The organism is Persephonella sp. (assembly GCF_027023985.1).
GTDB lineage: Bacteria > Aquificota > Aquificia > Aquificales > Hydrogenothermaceae > Persephonella_A.
The window spans coordinates 1-20,283 of the sequence record NZ_JALVTW010000010.1; the positions used below are offsets into that span (position 1 = coordinate 1).

Annotated in this window: 22 protein-coding genes and 1 pseudogene; 6 read left to right on the forward strand and 17 right to left on the reverse strand. The window is 35.9% G+C overall.

Annotated features, from left to right (window positions below; translation table 11 throughout):
* The 11 genes and pseudogenes from MVE07_RS01825 to rpsB all read right to left on the reverse strand — a co-directional run.
* Positions 1-359: pseudogene (locus MVE07_RS01825) on the reverse strand (UDP-N-acetylglucosamine 1-carboxyvinyltransferase); the annotation flags it as partial.
* Positions 359-1,195: a peptide chain release factor N(5)-glutamine methyltransferase gene (prmC, locus tag MVE07_RS01830; protein WP_297453204.1), complete on the reverse strand. Its 837-nt coding sequence runs from the start codon at positions 1,193-1,195 to the stop codon at positions 359-361. The pseudogene MVE07_RS01825 and the gene prmC, both read right to left, overlap by 1 nt.
* On the reverse strand, positions 1,192-2,346 hold the full coding sequence (locus MVE07_RS01835) for a class I SAM-dependent rRNA methyltransferase (protein ID WP_297453205.1): 1,155 nt from the start codon (positions 2,344-2,346) through the stop codon (positions 1,192-1,194). The genes prmC and MVE07_RS01835 overlap by 4 nt, the downstream gene beginning before the upstream one ends.
* Before the next feature lie 39 nt (positions 2,347-2,385).
* Entirely contained in the window at positions 2,386-5,058 is a 2,673-nt protein-coding gene (gene infB / locus MVE07_RS01840) for a translation initiation factor IF-2 (protein ID WP_297453207.1), read from the reverse strand.
* Positions 5,059-5,064: 6 nt separating this feature from the next.
* A complete protein-coding gene (locus tag MVE07_RS01845) occupies positions 5,065-5,610 on the reverse strand; it encodes a DUF448 domain-containing protein (RefSeq protein ID WP_297453209.1) in 546 nt (181 codons plus the stop codon).
* Entirely contained in the window at positions 5,573-6,694 is a 1,122-nt protein-coding gene (nusA, locus tag MVE07_RS01850; RefSeq protein WP_297453211.1) for a transcription termination factor NusA, read from the reverse strand. The genes MVE07_RS01845 and nusA overlap by 38 nt, the downstream gene beginning before the upstream one ends.
* A gap of 1 nt (position 6,695) precedes the next feature.
* Positions 6,696-7,166 carry a ribosome maturation factor RimP gene (rimP, locus tag MVE07_RS01855; protein WP_297453213.1) on the reverse strand — a complete coding sequence of 157 codons (471 nt, stop codon included), beginning with the start codon at positions 7,164-7,166 and terminating at the stop codon, positions 6,696-6,698.
* Positions 7,167-7,234: 68 nt separating this feature from the next.
* A complete protein-coding gene (frr, locus tag MVE07_RS01860) occupies positions 7,235-7,789 on the reverse strand; it encodes a ribosome recycling factor (protein ID WP_029523294.1) in 555 nt (184 codons plus the stop codon).
* 89 nt (positions 7,790-7,878) lie between these two features.
* A complete protein-coding gene (gene pyrH, locus MVE07_RS01865) occupies positions 7,879-8,589 on the reverse strand; it encodes a UMP kinase (protein ID WP_297453215.1) in 711 nt (236 codons plus the stop codon).
* Positions 8,590-8,593: 4 nt separating this feature from the next.
* On the reverse strand, positions 8,594-9,187 hold the full coding sequence (tsf, locus tag MVE07_RS01870) for a translation elongation factor Ts (RefSeq protein ID WP_029520395.1): 594 nt from the start codon (positions 9,185-9,187) through the stop codon (positions 8,594-8,596).
* A complete protein-coding gene (gene rpsB / locus MVE07_RS01875; protein WP_297453218.1) occupies positions 9,187-10,092 on the reverse strand; it encodes a 30S ribosomal protein S2 in 906 nt (301 codons plus the stop codon). The genes tsf and rpsB overlap by 1 nt, the downstream gene beginning before the upstream one ends.
* A gap of 152 nt (positions 10,093-10,244) precedes the next feature.
* Between rpsB and MVE07_RS01880 the strand changes: the two genes are divergently transcribed.
* The gene (locus tag MVE07_RS01880) at positions 10,245-11,306 is read left to right on the forward strand and encodes an LptF/LptG family permease (RefSeq protein WP_297453219.1); all 1,062 of its coding nucleotides are present in this window, start codon (positions 10,245-10,247) and stop codon (positions 11,304-11,306) included.
* Here MVE07_RS01880 and pheA read toward each other — a convergent pair.
* The 5 genes from pheA to guaB form a co-directional block, all read right to left on the reverse strand.
* Positions 11,293-12,378 (reverse strand): prephenate dehydratase, encoded by a 1,086-nt coding sequence (gene pheA / locus MVE07_RS01885; RefSeq protein ID WP_297453222.1) that lies wholly within the window; start codon positions 12,376-12,378, stop codon positions 11,293-11,295. The two genes, MVE07_RS01880 and pheA, sit on opposite strands and share 14 nt — an antisense overlap.
* Positions 12,379-13,164, reverse strand: a complete 786-nt coding sequence (locus MVE07_RS01890; RefSeq protein ID WP_297453224.1) for an inositol monophosphatase family protein — start codon at positions 13,162-13,164, stop codon at positions 12,379-12,381.
* Positions 13,165-13,166: 2 nt separating this feature from the next.
* Entirely contained in the window at positions 13,167-14,369 is a 1,203-nt protein-coding gene (locus MVE07_RS01895) for a phosphoglycerate kinase (RefSeq protein WP_297453226.1), read from the reverse strand.
* Between the two features lie 9 nt (positions 14,370-14,378).
* On the reverse strand, positions 14,379-14,741 hold the full coding sequence (locus MVE07_RS01900) for a hypothetical protein (protein WP_297453228.1): 363 nt from the start codon (positions 14,739-14,741) through the stop codon (positions 14,379-14,381).
* Positions 14,742-14,896: 155 nt separating this feature from the next.
* The gene (gene guaB / locus MVE07_RS01905; RefSeq protein WP_297453230.1) at positions 14,897-16,366 is read right to left on the reverse strand and encodes an IMP dehydrogenase; all 1,470 of its coding nucleotides are present in this window, start codon (positions 16,364-16,366) and stop codon (positions 14,897-14,899) included.
* 201 nt (positions 16,367-16,567) lie between these two features.
* Here guaB and thrC point away from each other — a divergent pair, with 201 nt between their 5' ends.
* Genes thrC through MVE07_RS01930 form a run of 5 tightly spaced genes read left to right on the forward strand, consistent with a single transcriptional unit; the run spans position 16,568 to position 19,614 of the window.
* Complete coding sequence (gene thrC, locus MVE07_RS01910; protein ID WP_297453232.1) at positions 16,568-17,800, forward strand: threonine synthase; 1,233 nt, start codon at positions 16,568-16,570, stop codon at positions 17,798-17,800.
* Between the two features lie 14 nt (positions 17,801-17,814).
* Positions 17,815-18,099, forward strand: a complete 285-nt coding sequence (locus tag MVE07_RS01915; protein WP_029520404.1) for a ubiquitin-like small modifier protein 1 — start codon at positions 17,815-17,817, stop codon at positions 18,097-18,099.
* A gap of 1 nt (position 18,100) precedes the next feature.
* Complete coding sequence (locus MVE07_RS01920; RefSeq protein ID WP_029523286.1) at positions 18,101-18,343, forward strand: NIL domain-containing protein; 243 nt, start codon at positions 18,101-18,103, stop codon at positions 18,341-18,343.
* Positions 18,344-18,353: 10 nt separating this feature from the next.
* Positions 18,354-19,304 (forward strand): Ppx/GppA phosphatase family protein, encoded by a 951-nt coding sequence (locus MVE07_RS01925; protein ID WP_297453235.1) that lies wholly within the window; start codon positions 18,354-18,356, stop codon positions 19,302-19,304.
* Positions 19,297-19,614 carry a hypothetical protein gene (locus tag MVE07_RS01930; RefSeq protein WP_297453237.1) on the forward strand — a complete coding sequence of 106 codons (318 nt, stop codon included), beginning with the start codon at positions 19,297-19,299 and terminating at the stop codon, positions 19,612-19,614. The genes MVE07_RS01925 and MVE07_RS01930 overlap by 8 nt, the downstream gene beginning before the upstream one ends.
* Here MVE07_RS01930 and tsaB read toward each other — a convergent pair.
* Entirely contained in the window at positions 19,609-20,217 is a 609-nt protein-coding gene (tsaB, locus tag MVE07_RS01935; RefSeq protein ID WP_297453239.1) for a tRNA (adenosine(37)-N6)-threonylcarbamoyltransferase complex dimerization subunit type 1 TsaB, read from the reverse strand. The genes MVE07_RS01930 and tsaB overlap by 6 nt on opposite strands.
* Positions 20,218-20,283: the final 66 nt, after the last annotated feature.

Below are 20,283 nucleotides of genomic sequence, written 5' to 3' on the forward strand. Positions count from 1 at the left end.
GCTACTTTTGCAGCTTTGTATCTGGCAAGCATAGCCCCTAAAACAAGAATTGAGGCTCTCATTTTGCTAACAAGCTCATAGGGTGCCTCAAAGGAAGGCATTTTGCCATGGGAAAAAATAAATCTATGTGGTTGAAGTTCTTCAACCTGAATTCCTATATGTTCAAGGAGTTCTTTCATTGTGGAGATATCAAGCAGGTCAGGGACATTTTCAAGAATTACAGGTTCATCAGACAGGATAGTAGCTGCCATACAGGGCAAAGCAGCATTTTTTGCACCTGATATTTCAACTACTCCCCTCAGGTCTTTTTGACCTTCTATCTCTAAATATTCAATCATTCCTTCCTGTGATTTAAGCATTATCTTTCTCCTATTACTACTCTATCATGTCCCTGATAGTCTTTTATTATTGATACTTTAAATCCTTTATTCTCAAGGAGTTTTTTTACGTATTCTCCCTGTCTGTAGCCAATCTCAAAGGCAAAAAAGCCTTTTTCTTTCAGGTAGTTAATACCCTCGTTTATAATCCTTTCGTAAAATTCTGTCCCCTCTTTACCTGCAATCAGAGCTTCTATAGGCTCTTTTTTTACTTCTTCTTCAAGGGTTTCGTATTCTTCCTGGGCTATATAAGGTGGATTTGAAACTATAAAATCAAATTTTATGTCCGGAATGTTCTCAAACAGATTACTTTTTATAATTATAAACCTGTCAAGAACATTATTTATTTTAGCATTTAAGGCTGAAAGCTGCAGGGCTTTTTCTGATATATCAACACCATACATGATTAGATTTGGTCTGTTTTTAAGCAGTGCTATTGATATTGCTCCTGAGCCTATTCCTATCTCAAGACCAATTGTTTTTTTATTTTCCGGAATTCTTTTTAGAACTTCTTCAACAAGAAGCTCTGTTTCTGGCCTTGGGATTAAAACTCCTTCTTCAATTTTTAGCTTTATGTTAAAAAATTCTTTTTCCCCTAAAATATATCCAAGGGGATATCTTTCTGCCCTTTTTTCTATTAGGGAAAAGAATTTCCTTTTTTCCTCAGTTGATAGGTATTTATCTTTTTCTATGATTAATTTCCAGCGGGGTATGTTTAAAACTTTTGACAAAATTAGATGTGTGTCTGTTACTGGTGTTTTTACACCAGCTTCTTTAAGCCTTTTTACCCCTTGCTCAATAGCCTCTTTAATTTTCATCTTTTCTGGACTAATAATCCCTTAAGATATAGTGTGTTTGGCATATTTATTACTGCCGGATGGTCTTTGTCCTGATACATAAATTCCTTTATTTCAAGAATATCTCCTGTTATTGCAGCACTGGAAGTTGTAAGGTCTATCAAATCCTGCATGGAGATATGATGTGAACAGGAAAATACAGCAAGATAGCCTTTTGGATTTAGTATTTTCAGGCTGTTTACTATTAAATATTTAAAACCTCTTAGTGCTCCCTGCCTTTCATGTCTGCTTTTTGCAAATGATGGAGGGTCAACAATAATCAGGTCATAGCTGTCTGTTTCATTTTTGAGAAAATCAAATGCATCCTCTTTGATAATTTGAAAGTTGTTTATTCCGTTTAAACGGCAATTTTCCTGAACCTGATTTAAAGCAAGGTCTGATACATCAACAAACTTTATAAAATCTGCCCCTTTTTTGCCGCAATAAATTCCAAAACCACCTGCATTTGAGAATAAATCAAGGACTTTAAAGCCTGTCTGGACATACTCAGAAACCAGTTTCCTGTTTTTTCTCTGATCAAGGTAAAATCCTGTTTTCTGGCCTTCTTTCAGATAAACGCTAAAGTTTATGTTGTTTTCTGTTATTAAAATTTTATCCGGAATACTGCCATACAGAACTTTATTTTCTGTGGTAAGCCCCTCTTTTTTTCTCACTTTTTCATCGGATTTATCTATTATTCCTTCTGGGGATAGGGTTTCTATAAATGTATCAAGTATAAGATGGCGGAAATTTTCCATTCCTGCTGTGTTTATCTGGATTGCAATATAGCCGTTATAAAAGTCTGCTATCAGTCCGGGGAGTAAATCTGCTTCTGAGTGGATTATACGGTAGGCATTGGTTATGGTCTTTAGATGCTTTCTTTGATTAATAGCCTCTTTTATTCTCCTCTTGATGAGACTGTTTATGTCTGTTTTTTCAAAGGATAAAATTCTGACTGTTATTTTGCTGTCTGGATTTATATATCCAGTGGCAAGATATTCGTTGCCAATATAGATATCAACTATTTCACCGGCTTTGATATCCGGTAGTTTTTTGATTTCGTTTTTGTATATCCAGAGATTTTTTTGTTTGATTTTTGGGAGAGCCGATTTTTTCAGAATTATTTTTTTCATTTTGTAGATATGGAAGGGGAAAACTCCCCCTTCCTGTTGTTATTCTTTTTTCTCTTTTACGATTTCGTAAGATTCTATAATATCTCCGGGCTTGACGTCGTTAAAGTCTTTTAACATCACTCCACATTCATATCCTTTTGCCACTTCTTTCACGTCCTCTTTAAATCTTTTGAGGGATGCTATCTCTCCATCGTATATAACAACGCCATCTCTAACCAGTCTGGCTTTTGCATTTCTTCTTATAACCCCTTCTGTAACAATACATCCTGCAACTGTCCCAACACCTTTAATTCTGAATATCTGTTTAACTTCGCATGTTCCAAGGAATTGCTCTCTTTCTTCAGGTTCAAGCATTCCTTTAAGGGCTTTTTCCATATCTTCAATAAGGTCGTAGATAATACCATAAACCCTGATATCTACCCCTTCCTCTTCTGCGGCTTTTCTTGCTGCTGCATCCGGTCTTACGTTAAAACCAAGTATGATTGCATTAGATGCAGCTGCCAGCATAACATCACTTTCTGTAATTCTTCCTATACCGCTATGGATTACGTTTATGCTAACATCCTCAAATTTTTCTGATAATTCCTCCAAGGATTTGAGTATTGCTTCAAGTGAACCCTGAACGTCAGCTTTAACAATGATATTAACCTCTTTTTCTCCTGCAAGGCTTTCAAAATGCATTCTGGCTCTTTTGGCTTGAAGCTCTTCTTCTCTTTTTCTTAGTCTCTGTTCTGCAAGCTGTCTTGCTTCCCTTTCTGAAGGTTTGACTATGAATTTATCCCCTGCCTGTGGAACATCATTAAATCCTAAGATTTCCACAGGAGTTCCAGGACCAGCTTCCTTAAGCTGATTACCCCTTTCATCAAACATTGCACGGACTTTACCCCATGTGTATCCGGCAACAAAGTAATCACCCTGATGGAGAGTTCCGTTTTCTATAAGAACTGTTGCAACAGGACCCTTTTTAGGATCAAGTTTTGATTCTATTACTGTTCCAATTGCTGGTTTGTTTGGGTTTGCTTTCAGATCAAGTATTTCAGCCACAAGAAGTATATTTTCAAGGAGTTCTTCAACATTCTGTCCTGTTTTTGCAGAAACAGGAACCATTATGATATCTCCGCCCCATTCTTCCGGGATAAGACCGTATTGGGATAATTCTCTTTTTACCCTTTCAGGGTCAGCACCCGGTTTGTCTATCTTGTTTATTGCAACAATTATAGGAACATCGGCATTTTTTGCGTGGTTTATAGCCTCTATTGTTTGCGGTTTTACTCCATCATCTGCAGCAACAACAAGGACTGCTATATCTGCAACTTTAGAACCTCTTGCTCTAAGGGTTGTAAATGCTTCATGTCCCGGGGTGTCAAGGAAAGTAATTTCTTTACCATTTGGTAATTGTATTTTATAGGCACCTATATGCTGTGTAATTCCGCCTTTTTCCCTTGCTGCTACGTCTGTTTTCCTTATGGTGTCAAGGAGTGTTGTTTTTCCATGATCAACATGACCCATTACAGTAACAACAGGAGGCCTTTCTACAAGCTCACCTTCTTCCTCTTCTTCTCCAAGTATTTTTGCTTTTTCTTCTTCAGGAAGTTCTTCTACTATAGATACCTCTTCTCCTTCCTTCTGTATTTCTGCTAAAAAGCCATGTTCTTCTGCTATCTGAAGTGCTACTTCTGGGTCTATAGTCTGGTTTACTGAAGCAAGTATTCCTTTTTTGAGCAGGTCTGCCATTATTTGGTTAACAGGCAGGTCAAGTATCTCTGCCAGTTCCCTGACGGTAACGACTTCTGGAATAATTGCAATTTTAAGCTCTTCCTCTTCCTTGGTTGCTGTTTCTGGTTTTTTCTCTTCTTCTTTCTTTTTCTTCTTCTTTTTCTTTTTCTTAGGTTGTGCACCCATTAACTTTTTGAGTGCTTCTAATTCTGCCTTTTCTTCTTTGCTTAATTTTATCTTTTCTTTTTCTGAGATTTGTTCTTTTACTTCTGTAATTTCTTCAGGTTTCTCTTCTTTTTTGGGTTTTGGTGCTGGTTTTGGTTTAGGTTTCTCTACTTTTTCCACAGGTGGTTTTCTTTCAAATTTTTTCTTCAGTTTTTCTTCTTTTTTAGCTACAGGTCTTTTAGCAGGTTTTTCCCCAGCAATTGTCTTTTCTTTTACCGGTGGTTTTTCTTCAACAGCAGGTGGTTTCTTTTCTACTTTTGGCTTTTCTATTTTTTCTTCAATAGGTTTTTCTACTTTTTCAGGTTGTGGTTTTTTTTCTTTTTTCTCTTTTTCTAATTTTTCTTTTTTAAGGGCTTCTTTTTTCTCTTTTTCAAGCTCTTTTTTCCTTTCTTCTTCTTTTCTTGCTTTTTCTTTGAGATATTCTTTTATTTTTTCTACCTGCTGTGGTGTTACTTCTGTGAAACTGCTGATTTCTCCTTCATACCCTATAGCCCTTAATGCTTCAACTGCTTCTTCGTGGGATATATTTAAATTATGTGCCATATCCCATACTTTTATGCCTTCTTTTTTCCCTTCCTTTTCTTCCACCTTCTCTTCCACAGCTACCGGTGCTTCTCCGAGAACATCTCTTAACAGGGTAACCACTTCTTCATCTATTTTGGTAGATGGTGATTTTATTTTTGTTCCTGTAAGGTTTTGAATCTCTTCAGCAAGCTGTTTCCAAGTCATTCCAAATTCTTTAGCAAGGTCTGATATCTTAACCTTTGACAAATTACATTACCTCCTTTCAAGCTCAAAGTATTGAGCAATTAAACCTTTTAATTTTAAACCAAATTTATTAAGAGGGACAAATATTATTCCCACTTCTTTCTTTCCTATAAATTTACCCAGTTGTTCCTTTGTAAATAACTGATAAAACTCAGTATTTCTTTCTCTTAAAATATTCCTTTTTGTTCTTTCTGCTATATCTTCTGCTATAATCAAGAATCCTTTTTTCCCTTTTTTCAGTTCTTTTTCTGTATCTTCATATCCTATTTTTATAAGCCTACCTCTCCAGCCTATCTGGATTAGACTTATTATTTGCTTTAGTAATGCCTGTTTTATTTCTTCTTTTTCCTTTTTCATGAGCTTTTTGAATTTTTTTGTTGAAATACATGAGGGGCAGATATAAACCCCTCTTCCTCCTTTCTTTTTTAGAATATCAGGTTCTTTGGTTTTCTGGACAAACCTTATAAGCTGATATTTAGGTCTTTTTTTTTTACAGATTATACAGGTTCTTACCGGCTTATTCTCCTGCTCTCGGTAATTGTTGTAATCTTTCAAAATCTTCCTCGCTTAGTATATCTATATGCCAGCCTGTAAGTTTGTGGGCTAATTTTGCGTTTATTCCTCCTTTTCCTATAGCAAGAGATAGTTCATTTCTTGGGACAGCTACTTCTATTCTCTTTTCATCTTCCAGTAATCTCCATTTTGTTGGTTTTGCAGGGGATAATGCTCTCATCACAAATACTGCCGGGTCAGGATCCCATTGAATTACATCTATTTTTTCTCCTGATAGTTCATTTGTAACATTTTGAATTCTACTTCCTTTTAAACCAACAACCACACCAACAGGGTCTATATTTTTGTCCTTAGAATAAACAGCAACTTTTGCCCTTTCTCCCGGTTCTCTGGCAATAGCTTTTATTTCTATTTCTCCTTCCTGTATCTCTGGAACCTCAATTTCAAGTAGTTTTCCAAGGAAGTTTGGATGGGTTCTTGAAAGTATAACAAGTGGTTTATCCCTATCTATTGGGTGTATATATCTTTTTACTCTACCTTTTTCATATACCGGGAATGAGCCATCTTTTATAACTTTTAGAATAAGTGCTCTTATTCTGTCTCCTATTTTATATTTTTCTTTTTTAATCTGTTCTTCTTCTGGTAAAATTGCTTCTACTCTACCAAGGTCTACAATAATATCTCCGTTTTCAAATCTTCTAACTGTTCCGGTAACCACTTTACCTTCTAAATCTTTGAATTCTTTAAATAGTATATTTTTCTCAACTTTTGCAACTTTATGGGTAATAACTTCCTTTGCAGCATTTAGGGCTATTCTTCCTAAATCCTCAAGGCTGAGGGGAACATCTATATACTTTCCTATATCTGCATTTGGGTCATATTTTTTTGCTTCTTCAAGGGTTATATCCCTTTTGGGATTTTCTATAAATGGGGAAACTCTTTTTCTAAGATATACCTTTAGCTCGTCATTTTCTTTATCAAAAACTACCCTAACGTTATCTCTATATCCGTACTCTTTTTGAACAGCTGTTTTTATCCCATCTATAAGTGCCTTTTCTATAATATCTTCAGGCACATTTTTTTCTTTTGCTACTGCTTCTATTACATTTTTTAGTTTTACCGGCATTTTATCTCTCTCCGTCTAATTTAAACTCTAAATTTGTTTTTGATATTTTTTCCAGAGGTATTTTTATTATTTCTCCCTCTGTTTCTAAAAGGACATTATCGTCCTCTAACCCCTGTAAAACCCCCTCATAAACATTCTTACCCTCTTCTATCGGCTCAGATAAAACTATCTTTACATCTCTACCTTTGAAAATGTCATACTCTTCTTTATTTTTTAGTTTTCTATCAAGTCCCGGCGATGAGACTTCTAATATATAGGAAACAGGTATTAAATCCTCTATATCCAGTAATGCTCCTATTCTGCGGCTAATCCATTCACAGTCTTCTATACTTGTTCCTTCTGGATTATAAACATATATACGTAAAACAGGCTTTCCTGCTGTTATATACTCAACATCAACCAGTTTTAAACCCCTTTCCTCAATAAGAGGCTGTAAAAGTTCCTTCACCCTTTCAATAATCTGTTCTTTCAAATCTACATTACCCCAAATTAATTTTTTCAGGATTAAATATAAGAATTTTGTAGGGAAATTTCAAAGGATTAGAGGGAAAGTACCTCTTCCTCTTTTTGCTCGGCCAATTGATTAATCTGTTGTATATATTTATCTGTTATTTTTTGGAGTTGTTCTAAAGCTTTTTTAACTTCGTCTTCAGAAAATCCTTCTTTTTTGAGTTCTTCAAGTCTTTCTTTATCATCTCTTCTGACATTTCTAACAGCAATACGGGCTTCTTCAGCAAGTTTACCTATAAATTTAACTATTTCTTTTCTTCTTTCTTCTGTCATAGGAGGCAGGATGAGTCTTATTATATTTCCTTCTGTTTGAGGGTTTGCACCTATATTTGCCTCTTTTAATGCTTTTTCTATTAACGGAATTGCATTTTGATCCCAGGCCTGAATAACTATCTGGGAAGGCTCAGGTATTGTTATTGTTGCAAGCTGTTTTATTGGCATCTCAACGCCATAATAATCAACTTTTATATTTTCAACTATTGCTGTTGATGCTCTTGATGTTCTAATACCTGCAAGTTCTTCTTTAAATTTTTCAACTGCTTTTTTCATTCTGGATTCTGCATCTTTGAGATATTCCTGTATCATCCCATCCTCCTTAATACTGATAAAGACTAATATTTTATTATAGCTTAAAATTTGGTAGAGGGTTTCTGCGAATGAAAATTAAGGTAGGGTTATTTAACGACAGAACCTATAGGCTCCCCAAGAAGAATTTTCATAAGGTTTCCTTTTTTCTTTATATTGAAAACTATGATTGGAAGGTTGTTTTCCATACAAAGTGTTAATGCTGTGTGATCCATAACTTTGAGATTTTTATTTATTACATCAAGATAAGAGATTTCTTTAAGGAGTTTTGCATCAGGGTGTTTTACAGGGTCTTTGTCGTATATGCCATCAACTTTCGTTGCTTTTAATAAAACATCTGCTTTTATTTCTGTAGCTCTAAGGGCACCTGTTGTATCAGTAGTAAAAAATGGGCTTCCTGTCCCTGCTGCAAATATTACTATTCTTCCTTTTTCAAGGTGTCGTATAGCCCTTCTTCTAATATAAGGTTCAGCTATCTGCCTCATTTCTATGGCAGACATTACTCTGGTTGGGACATCTTTTTTCTCAAGGATATCCTGAAGTGCAAGGGCATTTATTACAGTGGCAAGCATTCCCATATAGTCTGCTGTTGCCCTATCCATTCCCATTGAGGAGCCTTTTACCCCTCTGAATATATTACCGCCGCCTATTACAATGGCTATTTCTGCTCCTATCTCATAAACAGATTTTATTTCTTCTGCCAGTTCATCAATAAAAAGGGGATCAATCCCGTAGTCTTGATCCCCCATTAACGCTTCACCGGAAAGTTTCAAAAGAACTCTTTTGTATTTGAGTCCCAATTTCTTAGTCTCCGATTTCGTATCTTGTAAATCTTCTTACCTGAATGTTTTCTCCAAGTTTTGCAATGTATTCTTTAATAAGGTCTTCAACTGTTTTCTTATCATCTTTTATGTATGGCTGCTCAAGAAGACAAACTTCTTTAAGGAATTTTTCAACTTTTCCTTCTGCTATTTTTTCTGCAATATGTTCTGGTTTCCCTTCAGCAAGTGCAGCTTCCCTTGCAATTTCCCCTTCTTTTTCTATAACTTCAGGAGGAACTGTATCTCTGCTTACATATTGGGGTTTCATTGCTGCAATCTGGAGTGCCAGCTCGTTTGCCAGCTCTTTGAAAACTTCGTTTCTTGCAACAAAGTCTGTTTCACAGTTGAGTTCCAGTAAAACACCAACTCTTCCACCTGCATGGATATAAGCGTGGATTATACCTTCTTTGGTTTCTCTACCTGCTTTTTTGGCAGCTTTTGCTATTCCTCTTTTTCTGAGAAGCTCAACAGCTTCTTCAAGGTTTCCACCTGTTTCTTCAAGGGCTTTTTTACATTCTAAAACACCTGCCCCTGTCATTTCTCTTAATGTTTTAACTAATTTTGCATCTACTGCCATTATTTAAGCTCCTCCTTTGCTTCTTCAATTTCTTTAGGGAGTTCTTCTTTAACTTCTTTATCTATAGCTTCTTCTAAAGCTTCTTCTTTTTCAGGAGCATTTGCCCCGTGGACTCCTGATTCAACAACACTTACTTCAGCAACTCCTTCTTCCTGAGCTTTTCTGAGCATTTCTGCTTCTACACTTTCAATCTCTCCAGCTTCAGATACAGTTGCTTCTCTCACAGATTTTCCTTCAAGAACTGCATCTGCTATTTTTGTTGTGATCAGGTTGATAGCTTTTATAGCGTCATCGTTTCCTGGAATTGGGTAATCTATAAGGTCTGGGTCACAGTTTGTATCTGCTATTGCAACTACAGGAATTCCTAATTTTTTAGCTTCTTTTACAGCTAATTCTTCCCTGACAGTATCAACGATATATAAGATATCAGGGATTCTTTCCATATCCTTGATTCCACCAAGGATTTTTTCTAATTTTTCTTTTTTCTTTTTAAGCTTTACAACTTCCTTTTTAGGAAGAATTTCAAAAGCACCTTCTGCTTCCATTCTTTCAAGTTTTTTCAGTTTATCAATGGATTTTCTGACTGTTTGGAAGTTTGTAAGCAGTCCTCCAGGCCATCTTTCGTTGATGTAAAAAGCTCCACATCTTTCAGCCTGTTCTTTGATAATTTCCTGTGCCTGTTTTTTTGTTCCAACAAACAGGATTGTGGCTCCGTTTGCAACTTCATCCCTTACATATTCCCATGCTGTTTTAAATAGAGGGATTGTTTTTGCAAGGTCAATGATATGGATCCCGTTTCTTTTTGTAAAGATGTAAGGAGCCATCTTGGGATTCCATCTTCTTGTCTGGTGACCGAAGTGCACTCCTGCTTCCAGGAGTTCTCTCATTGTAATTTCAAATGGCATAATACTACCTCCTAAGGGTTTATTCTTCCGCCTCCCAAAAACCACAAAGGGCAACCCTTTTGCAGCGGGAAGCGTGTTTATTTGACTGTGATTAAAAACTTAAATAATATATCATATCTATCAAATAAATACCAGTGGTTTAAGGATAAAAATTGAAAATACTATATAGATATCTATACAAAAAACTAACAATTTATCTGCTAATTATAATTCCATCTTTCTCTATTGTTGCTATACTGGTGGAACTTATTGAACTGCTCAGGAAGGCAAAAAATCTGGATTTTTCCGCAATTGCACTGTATACCTTATACCAGCTTCCTGAAAAGATTTACTATATTTTGCCTATTTCTGTTGTGATTGCCTTTTTTCTGCTTGCAAAAGACCTGATAAACCGCAGAGAGATATATCCAATTTTACTAAACGGGATTTCCTTGAAAAAATTAGGAACAATAATCTTTATTTTTCCTGTTCTTCTATCCTTTGTCCAACTTGCTAATCTTGAATTTGTAATGCCAAAGGCAAAAATGAAAGCACAGGAGGTTTACCTTTTTTTAAAAAACAGACCTCAAAATGAGCCTCTTATTGCTTATAACTCATGGGTAACAATAGACAAAAGAACTTTTATGTACTTTGGTTTTTTAGACCTTAGAAAAAAGGTCGGAAAAAATATAGTTATTATCAAATTCAATAAAGATTTTGACCCTGTCTTAAGAATAGAAGGTTCTAATTTTAATGTTGAGGAAAAGGTAAAAATAAAAAATGCCAAGATAATTGATCTTAAAAGCTTTACAGACTTTACAATCAAAAAATTTCCTGAATATAGTTATGATAAAAAATTAGATTTAAATAGCTTTAAAAAATTAATAAAAATCAAAAAACCTGTCTCAATTAGACAATATTATAAAGTCGCAAAAATTGCAGAAAAGTTTGGTCATCCAGCATCTTTATATTGGAGTAAATTTTACTCTAAATTGGCCACTGTAGTATCCCCGTTTATATTGGGATTTGTGGTTTACCCTTTGTTATGGAGCAGAAAAAAATATGTTATTGGAGTAATTGCAGGACTTATAGTTGTTTATTGGTATGCAACAGCATTTTTAACATCTATAGCTTCAACAAATGTTATACCGTTTTATGCTATATTTTCTGTGGATATTGTGTATCTGGTTATTGGAGCTTTATTGTTTAAAAAGTTGAAATTCAGTGAGCTTTAGGATATGAACCAAGTATTTTGAAAAATGGTGATAATTCGTTTAACTCATTAAGAGCATTTTTTACCTTCTCTTCGCTTATATGACCTTCTATATCTGTGAAAAATATATAATCCCATGCTTCCTTTTTTGATGGACGGGATTCTATTTTAGTCATATTAATTCCATGTTTATAAAGTGGTTCAAGGGTTTTGTAAAGTGCCCCTACCTGATTTTTCAGGGAAAAGACAAATGTGGTTTTATCATTTCCTGTTGGTGGAGGAATGTCTTTGCCTATGATTAAAAATCTTGTGTAATTATGGGTATGTCTATCTATTTTCCTTTCTATTATATGGAGACCGTAAATATCTGCTGCTGCTTCACTGGCAACAGCTGCTGCTTCATAATCATCCTTTGCCATTTCGGCAGCCTTTGCCGTTGATTCTACTTCAATAAGCTGTGCCTGTGGTAGATTTTTCATCAGCCATTCCCTGCATTCTGCAAGGGCGTGTCTGTGGGAGTAAACCCTTTGAATTTCATTGATATTTGGGTTAATACCCATTAGATGTAGTGATATTTCAAGTATTACTTCCCCTGTGATTTTTAACGGATAATCAACAAGCAGGTCAAGGGTATAATTGACTATTCCTTCTATTGTGTTCTCTACAGGAACCACACCAAAATCTGCTTTTTCTTTTGTTATTTCTTCAAAAACATCCTTTATTGTTTGAACAGGTATAAATTCTACAGCCTGTCCAAAATGTTCCATTGCAGCTTGATGGGTAAATGTTGCTCTAGGTCCCAGATATGCAACTTTTAGATTTTCTTCTGTTGAGCGGCAGGCGGATATAATTTCTCTAAAAACAGGTTTTATGTAATCTGTGGGAAATATTTCCCCATATTTTTTGTTAAGTTCTTCAAGCCTCTGGAATATAGCCTGTTCCCTGCTTGGAACGTATATAGGTAGTTTATGCTCTTTTTTTATCTCTCCTACTTCTTTGGCAAGCTGTGCCCTCTTATTGAGAAGTTTTAATATCTCCTCATCTATCTGGTCTATCTGAATTCTAAGCTGTTGAAGCTTCTGCTTGTAATCCATTTATACCAGATTCCTCTGAACAATATCAAAAAGTATTTTGTGGATTTCCTTACCACCGGCTACAACGTTTCCGTCCAATTCTCTGGTGCCATTAAAATTTGTAAATATTCCTCCTGCCTCTTCTACCAGTAAAACTCCTGCTGCTATATCCCACACAGAAAGTTTCATTTCAAAAAATCCATCAAAAACTCCTTCTGCAGTCATAGCCAGGTCAACTGCAGCAGCTCCCGGTCTTCTAACAGCAGAAAAAGTAATCATAGCTTCTCTAAATGCTTTTAGATAGATGTCTATCTCCTCTTGATGTCTGAAAGGGAAACCTGTTGCTATAACAGCCATGTCAGCTGGACGGTCTGACACTGAGATTTTTGTGCCATTCATATAAGCACCATAGCCTCTCCCAGCCCAATAAAGTTTATCTAACATGGGGATATATATTGCACCGGCAATAATTTCCTTATCTTTTTCCAATGCTACAGAAACAGCAAATATCTCAAATCCATTAATATAATTTTTGGTTCCATCAAGTGGATCTACTATCCATCTGTATTCGCTGTTTTTTGAACCTGAAGTTCCTTCTTCTTCTCCCAGAAAGCTATGATCCGGATATACAGACAGAATAAAGTTTTTTATTCTTTCTTCTGAAAGTTTATCCACATAGGTTACAAAATCTTTTTTAGCTTTATATTCAACATCTTCCCGTTTTATCTTTTTAAAATTTTCCTTCAGGATATAGCCACCTAAAACGGCAGCTTCCTTTGCTGTTTGGATAAAATTCCGTAAATCCACTACTATTCTCCGGTTTTTCTTGTTATTGCTTCAAGACATGGAAGTTGCTTTCCTTCAAGAAGTTCCAGAAAAGCACCACCACCTGTTGAAATGTAGCTTATATCATCTACAACACCAGCCTTATGAATTGCATAGTCTGTATCTCCACCGCCCGCTATAGACAGAGCCGGAGATTCAGCTATTGCATGGGCAAGGGCAAATGTTCCATATTTGAATTTTTCCAGTTCAAAAACGCCCATTGGACCGTTCCATATAATTGTTTGAACATCCTTGAGAATTTCTTTAATAAGGGTAGTTGAAGCATGTCCAATATCAAGCCCCATCCAGCCTTTTGGGATTTCCTGCCATGCAACCTCAATAACAGGAGTTTGTTCAGAAACAGCCTGCCCACAGATAAAATCAACGGGCAGATAAAACTTAACCCCTAATTGTTTTGCTTTTTCTATAACTGATAAAGCCTCATCAAACATATCTTCTTCAACAAGGGAACTCCCCACATCATATCCCTGAGCTTTCAGAAAAGTAAATGCCATAGCTCCGCCAATAAAAATCTTATCCACTTTATCTAAAAGATGTGTTATCACTCCAAGTTTTGAGGAAACCTTTGAACCACCCAAAAATGCAACAACAGGTCTTTGTGGGTTAACAAGGGCTTTTTCAAAATATTTAAGTTCCCTTTCAAGCAAAAAGCCCATAACTACAGGCTGGATATAATCCTTTATTCCATACATTGATGCATGTTTTCTGTGGCATGTTCCAAAGGCATCTATAACATAAATATCAGCAAGGGAAGCAAGGGCTTTCGCAAATTCAGGGTCATTTTTTTCTTCACCTGGATGAAATCTGAGGTTCTCAAGGAGAACAACATCCCCTTCTTTCATTGAGTTTACCGTTTCTTCAACATCTGGGCCTATACAATCGGGTAAAAACTTAACCTCTTTCTCAAGAAGCCTTTCAAGTCTTTTTGCCACAGGATAAAGAGAGTATTTGGGATTTCTTTCCCCTTTAGGTCTTCCAAGGTGGGAACCAAGTATTATCTTTGCTCCCCTATCTATAAGGTAATTTATTGTAGGAATAGTTTCTCTTATTCGGACATCATCGACAATATTTCCATGTTCATCAAGGGGAACATTGTAATCAACACGGACAAAAACTCTTTTTCCTGAGACATCAACATCTTCCAGTGTCATATATCCGTTGAACATTTTGCCCTCCTAAAATGGTAAATCGTCCTCTCCTTCACTTTCACCTTCTATTCCACCTAAAATATCCCAATCTCCTGCATCAATGCCCCTTATTTTTAGGGCTGTTTGTCTAAGGAGTTCAAGATAACTTGCTATCTCTTTAAATGCTTCAAGCATTGATGAGAGTTTTATTATTTCATCCTCCGAAAGCTGTCCTTTATGCGTTCTAAGTGCTCTTTTTATTGCAGCTTTAGTTATTACAATCTCACCGGTTTTTTCCTGCCATTCACTCCAGAACTCATTTGTCCCTAATGGACTTTTGACTATAAATCTCTCCAAGTTAGTAAGCTCCTGTGTCAGAAGCATATCAAAAGAAGAAATCTCTTTTTTCATATTTTAAAGACCTCAGTAAATATTGATATTATTGGTTTCTAAAACGGTTCATTGCATCTTTTATAATGAACCCAAGAACTACTATAAAAAATATAACAAAGCCTATAGCAGATATTACTGCTGTAATTGGTTCGTGGTGCATTTTTCACACCTCCTTAGTCTATCCAGTAGTTAGGTGCTTCTTGTGTTATATAAACATCATGGGCATGGCTTTCTCTAAGACCTGCATTTGTGATTTTTATGAATTTACCGTTTTGTTGCAAGTCTTTTATAGTTCTGCTTCCTGTATATCCCATACCTGACCTGAGACCACCAACAAGCTGGTAAACAATATCAGATAAAGGCCCTTTAAATGGTATTCTTCCTTCAATTCCTTCAGGAACAAATTTTTCAACATTCTCCTGTGAATATCTATCTGATGAAAATCTTGCTTTCATTGCTCCAAGGGAACCCATTCCCCTATAGACTTTATATGCTCTACCCTGATAGAAAATTCTTTCTCCTGGGGATTCTTCTGTTCCTGCAAATAGGGAACCAAGCATTACTGTGTCTGCTCCTGCAGCTATTGCTTTTACTATATCCCCTGAGTATCTGATACCTCCGTCTGCTATTACCGTTTTTCCGTATTTATGGGCAACCTCGGCACATTTTGCCACAGCTGTGATTTGTGGAACACCGATTCCTGCAACTACCCTTGTTGTGCATATAGAACCGGGGCCAACTCCAACTTTAACTGCATCAACACCAGCTTTTATTAAATCCTCGGCTGCTTCTCCTGTGGCAATATTTCCACCTATTATATTAAGTTCTGGATATTCTCCTCTTATTTTTTCAACTGTTTTTAAGACCCTAACTGAATGTCCATGAGCTGTGTCAACAACAATAACATCAACTCCTGCCTCAACCAGTGCTGCAACTCTATCCATAGTGTCAGGTCCAGTTCCAACAGCTGCACCGACTCTGAGCCTCCCAAGCTCATCTTTGCATGCATTTGGATATTGTTTTCTTTTAACAATATCTTTTATGGTAATAAGTCCTTTTAAATGCCCTTCTTCATCAACAACAGGGAGTTTTTCTACTTTGTGTTTTTGGAGAATTTCCATGGCTTCTTCAAGGGATGTTCCCTCTTTCGCTGTGATTAATGGGGCTTTTGTCATAAATTGTGACACAGGTTTGTTATAATCCTTTTTATGTAAAAATCTAAGGTCTCTGTTTGTGAGAATTCCTATTAGTTTTCCTTCGTCATCTACTACCGGAACACCGGATATTTTGAAATTAGACATAATTTCAAGTGCTTCTTTTACAGTCTGGTCAGGTTTGATTGTTACAGGTTCTGTTATCATCCCTGACTCAGCTTTTTTAACCCTCTCAACCTCTTTCATCTGGTCTTCAATTGACATATTCCTGTGGATTATTCCTATTCCGCCTTCTCTGGCAAGTGCAATAGCAAGCCTGTGTTCAGTAACAGTGTCCATTGCTGCAGAAACAATTGGGATATTAAGTTTTATTTTTGGTGTTAGATAAGAACTAACATCTGCTTCGTGGGGAAGAACGTCAGATTTCTGAGGCAATAAAAGAACATCATCAAAGGTAAGGGCTTCCTCTATGGTTAATTCATTAAACATGTATATTTTTGACCTCCTGTTTAAAGGATTTTGAGTTATTTATGAAATTTTATCTATTTTATCATTATTTTCAATAACTGTGTATATTTGAATAACTTTTGAGTAGTTTAAAGAGCCAAACATGAGCAAGGTCAATACTTTTTTATGAAACTGTATTTTATATTATAATTATTACTCTATATTTCCTCGGAGGTCTACAAATTGGCAAAAGTAAAAGCATTAAGATGTAAAGAATGTGGCAAAGAGTATCCAATAGAACCTATTCATGTATGTGAGTTCTGTTTTGGACCACTGGAAATTGAATATGACTATGATGAAATTAAACAAAATATTTCCAGAGAAAAAATTGAAAAAGGGCCAAAAAGCCTGTGGAGATATATAGACCTTTTACCTGTTGATAACCCAACAGTAGGTTTGTCTGCAGGATTTACACCACTTATTAAAGCTGAAAAACTTGGAAGAGAATTAGGATTAAATAATCTTTATATAAAAGATGATTCTGTAAATCATCCAACACTTTCCTTTAAAGACAGGGTTGTTGCTGTTGCTCTGTCTAAGGCTAAAGAATTTGGGTTTGATACAGCTGCATGTGCTTCCACAGGTAACCTTGCAAACTCTGTTGCGGCAAACGCAGCTGCTTCAGGAATGAAATGCTATGTGTTCATCCCTGCAAATCTGGAAACAAACAAAATAATAGGTTCACTGGTATTTAATCCAACAGTTGTTGCCGTTGAAGGAAACTATGATGATGTCAACAGGTTATCTTCCGAGGTGGCAAATGAGTTTGGTTGGGCTTTTGTTAACATAAATGTAAGACCATTCTACTCAGAAGGTTCAAAAACACTGGCATTTGAAGTTGCAGAACAGCTTGGATGGAAAGCTCCCCAAGCTGTAGTGGCTCCTTTGGCATCAGGTTCTTTATATACAAAAATCTGGAAAGGCTTTAATGAGCTAAAAACAGTAGGCCTTATATCCGACAATCCTCCGAGAATGTATGGAGCACAGGCTGCAGGATGTAGCCCTATTTACAAAGCATTTAAAGAAGGTAGAGACTGGATAATACCGGAAAAACCTGACACAATTGCAAAATCAATAGCTATTGGAAACCCTGCTGATGGTCCTTATGCAGTAAAAGTTGCCAGAGAAAGTAACGGTGATATGGAAATAGCAACAAATGAAGAAATAATAGAAGGTATGAAATTACTTGCTGAAACAGAAGGTATTTTCACAGAAACTGCAGGTGGAACAACTATTGCTGTTCTGAAAAAGTTCGCAGAAAAAGGGGCTTTTGACCCAGATGAGATTGTTGTTGCATATATAACAGGAAATGGATATAAAACTATGGAAGTGCTGGAAGGTCATCTAAATCAGCCAATACATATAAAACCTTCTCTACATGAGTTCAAAGAAAAAGTAATTGGAATAAAGGTTTAAAGGAGGAAAAATAAATGGCAGTAACAGTTAGAATACCAACAGCTTTAAGAAGGGTGACACAGGGACAAGGTGAAGTTCAAGTAGAAGCTTCTACAATTGCAGAACTTATTGATGCTCTTGAAAAGGAATTCCCAGGAATAAAAGAAAGACTTGTTGAGGAAAATGGAGAAATTAGAAAGTTTGTAAACTTTTTTGTTAATGATGAAGATATCAGATTTTTAAAGGGAAAAGATACTGAGCTTAAAGATGGAGATGTTGTTGCAATAATTCCAGCTATTGCAGGGGGACTGGAGGTCTAATATGGAATCCATAAAGCTAAAGCTTATCTATCCTGAAGATAAGATAAAAGAGCCTATTCTCAGCCGTGTATGTAAAAATTTTGATGTTGAAATAAACATAAGAAAGGCCAATGTAACGGATACTATCGGCTGGCTTGAGCTGGAATTAACCGGGGATGAAGACCAGATTGAAGAAGCAATCAAATATATGGAGGCACAGGGAATAGAAGTTTCACCACTGGAAGGACAGGTTTTTATGGAGTAAATAAAAAGTGGTGGAAAAAATAGCAGTAGTTGATATAGGGACATATTCTACCCGTCTTTTGATATCTGCAGTTCATATAAAAGACACCCTTGAGGAAACACTTGATAGTATAGAGGATATCCTGTCTGTCGGTAGAATTACAGCTTTAGGCAGGAAACTTAAAGAGACAGGATATCTGCAGGAAGAAGCAATTAATGAGGTTTTATCCACTTTAAAAGAATACGTCCTTATAGCCAAAGAATACGGTGTCAAAGAAATTTATGGATACGCCACACAGGCCTGTAGAGAGGCAAAAAACGGTGATGAATTACTTGAAAAGATTAAACAACTGGGAATTGATGTCCAGCTAATCTCAGGAGAAGAGGAGGCTTATTTATCCTTTCTTGCAACTGCTTATGGTGTTAAGCCCCAATCTGATTTTGTTGTTATAGACCAGGGAGGTGGAAGCACTGAGTTTGTTTATGGACAAAAAAATAATGGATACCAGATAAAAGACTCTATTTCTTTCCCATTTGGTATTGTTTCCCTTACAGAAAGATTTATAAAGTCTGACCCCCCCAAAAAAGAAGAATTAGAAAATATGAGGCAGTTTATACTGGAATATCTCCAAAAGATTAAAAACTATTCATCTGCACAACAGTTCATAGGTCTGGGTGGAACAATAACCACAATTGCTGCACTGGAAAAACATGTTTTCCCATATAATTCAGCAAAAGTCCATAAAACAGTTCTCTCCAGAGAAGCTGTTAAAAAATGGCTTGATAAGCTGTCTTCAATGACAATAGAAGAGAGAAAATCAATTCCTATAATTGAGGATAAAAGGGCGGAAGCAATAGTTTCTGGGCTGGTAATATTTGATACAGCTCTTGACTTTTTCAAAAAAGATAGCATTACTGTTAGTGATTGGGGTCTCAGGCACGGGGCTGTAATTAAAAAAATAATGGAGAAATTTAATGGTTGAGATACTAAGTATAGGTCTTGGGTTTAGTCTTACAACGGTTTTTATATTTTCACTGGGATTTTTATATTTTCTGGACTACAGATTTAGAAACAATGGACAGAACCACCTGTTTTATATATCCCTTGGTGCTTTGAGTTTATTAATCCTTTTGATTGCTTTAATAATGCTTGGTAAAACAATAATTTACAATACTTTTCTATATAGTCATAAAGATACTGCATTTAGATTTTTGACTGTCGGAATTATTTTTGGATTGATTACTTTCCCTTTTGTTTTGAGAAATTCAACAAAAGTTTTCCTCAGATTATAAAGGCCTGATATATACAGGTTCCAGTTTCATTGGATCTTCTTTTTGCTGATGTTTTAGGGCTAAAAATGCTCCCTCAGTGGATAAATCCTCAATATCATGGATAATGTTATTCCCATGGATATCTAAATTCTTTACCACAACAAGATTTTCAGGGATTTCCTTTTTAAATTCGTTTATTTTTATCAATCTAATTTCTGATATCCAGGTTATATCGGAAATATCTGACCGGAAATCTGCAACATAACACTCGCCTTTGCCTGCATTAATAGCAACAGTAATATTACCTTTATGGGCTCTATATTTATAAGCCATTGCCTCAAGTGAGCCAAATACGTATATTGGAATATTAAGGGAATATGAAATTGTTTTGGCAACAGTAATACCGACTCTGAGCCCTGTATAACTTCCAGGGCCTTTATTTACAGATACAGCATATAAAATCGAGGGGGAGTATCCAAGCTGGTTAAAAATTATATCTATTTTTTCCATAAGGAGTTCGGAAAATGGTTTTAATTTATGGTAAACCTGCTTCACAACAAGCTTATGCCCATCTATCAAAGATATTCCCAAGTTCTCCGAATAGGTATCTATTGAGATTAACATCTTATATACCCGATTATGAATTACGAATATTATTAAATAATTAACAGATTATACCGAAAAGATTAA

Excerpts from the sequence above, each read along its gene's own strand:
- prmC (WP_297453204.1), bottom strand. The coding sequence starts at position 1,195 with ATGAAAATTAAAGAGGCTATTGAGCAAGGGGTAAAAAGGCTTAAAGAA.
- MVE07_RS01835 (WP_297453205.1), bottom strand. The coding sequence starts at position 2,346 with ATGAAAAAAATAATTCTGAAAAAATCGGCTCTCCCAAAAATCAAACAA.
- nusA (WP_297453211.1), bottom strand. The coding sequence starts at position 6,694 with ATGCCGGTAAAACTAAAAAATGTAATAGAAGCAGTAGCAAAAGAAAAA.
- frr (WP_029523294.1), bottom strand. The coding sequence starts at position 7,789 with ATGATACAGGAATATCTCAAAGATGCAGAATCCAGAATGAAAAAAGCA.
- tsf (WP_029520395.1), bottom strand. The coding sequence starts at position 9,187 with ATGGCAGTAGATGCAAAATTAGTTAAAACATTAAGAGAAATGACAGGG.
- rpsB (WP_297453218.1), bottom strand. The coding sequence starts at position 10,092 with ATGCCATTTGAAATTACAATGAGAGAACTCCTGGAAGCAGGAGTGCAC.
- pheA (WP_297453222.1), bottom strand. The coding sequence starts at position 12,378 with ATGGATTACAAGCAGAAGCTTCAACAGCTTAGAATTCAGATAGACCAG.
- MVE07_RS01895 (WP_297453226.1), bottom strand. The coding sequence starts at position 14,369 with ATGTTCAACGGATATATGACACTGGAAGATGTTGATGTCTCAGGAAAA.
- MVE07_RS01900 (WP_297453228.1), bottom strand. The coding sequence starts at position 14,741 with ATGAAAAAAGAGATTTCTTCTTTTGATATGCTTCTGACACAGGAGCTT.
- guaB (WP_297453230.1), bottom strand. The coding sequence starts at position 16,366 with ATGTTTAATGAATTAACCATAGAGGAAGCCCTTACCTTTGATGATGTT.
- MVE07_RS01915 (WP_029520404.1), top strand. The coding sequence starts at position 17,815 with ATGGCAGTAACAGTTAGAATACCAACAGCTTTAAGAAGGGTGACACAG.
- MVE07_RS01920 (WP_029523286.1), top strand. The coding sequence starts at position 18,101 with ATGGAATCCATAAAGCTAAAGCTTATCTATCCTGAAGATAAGATAAAA.
- MVE07_RS01930 (WP_297453237.1), top strand. The coding sequence starts at position 19,297 with ATGGTTGAGATACTAAGTATAGGTCTTGGGTTTAGTCTTACAACGGTT.
- tsaB (WP_297453239.1), bottom strand. The coding sequence starts at position 20,217 with ATGTTAATCTCAATAGATACCTATTCGGAGAACTTGGGAATATCTTTG.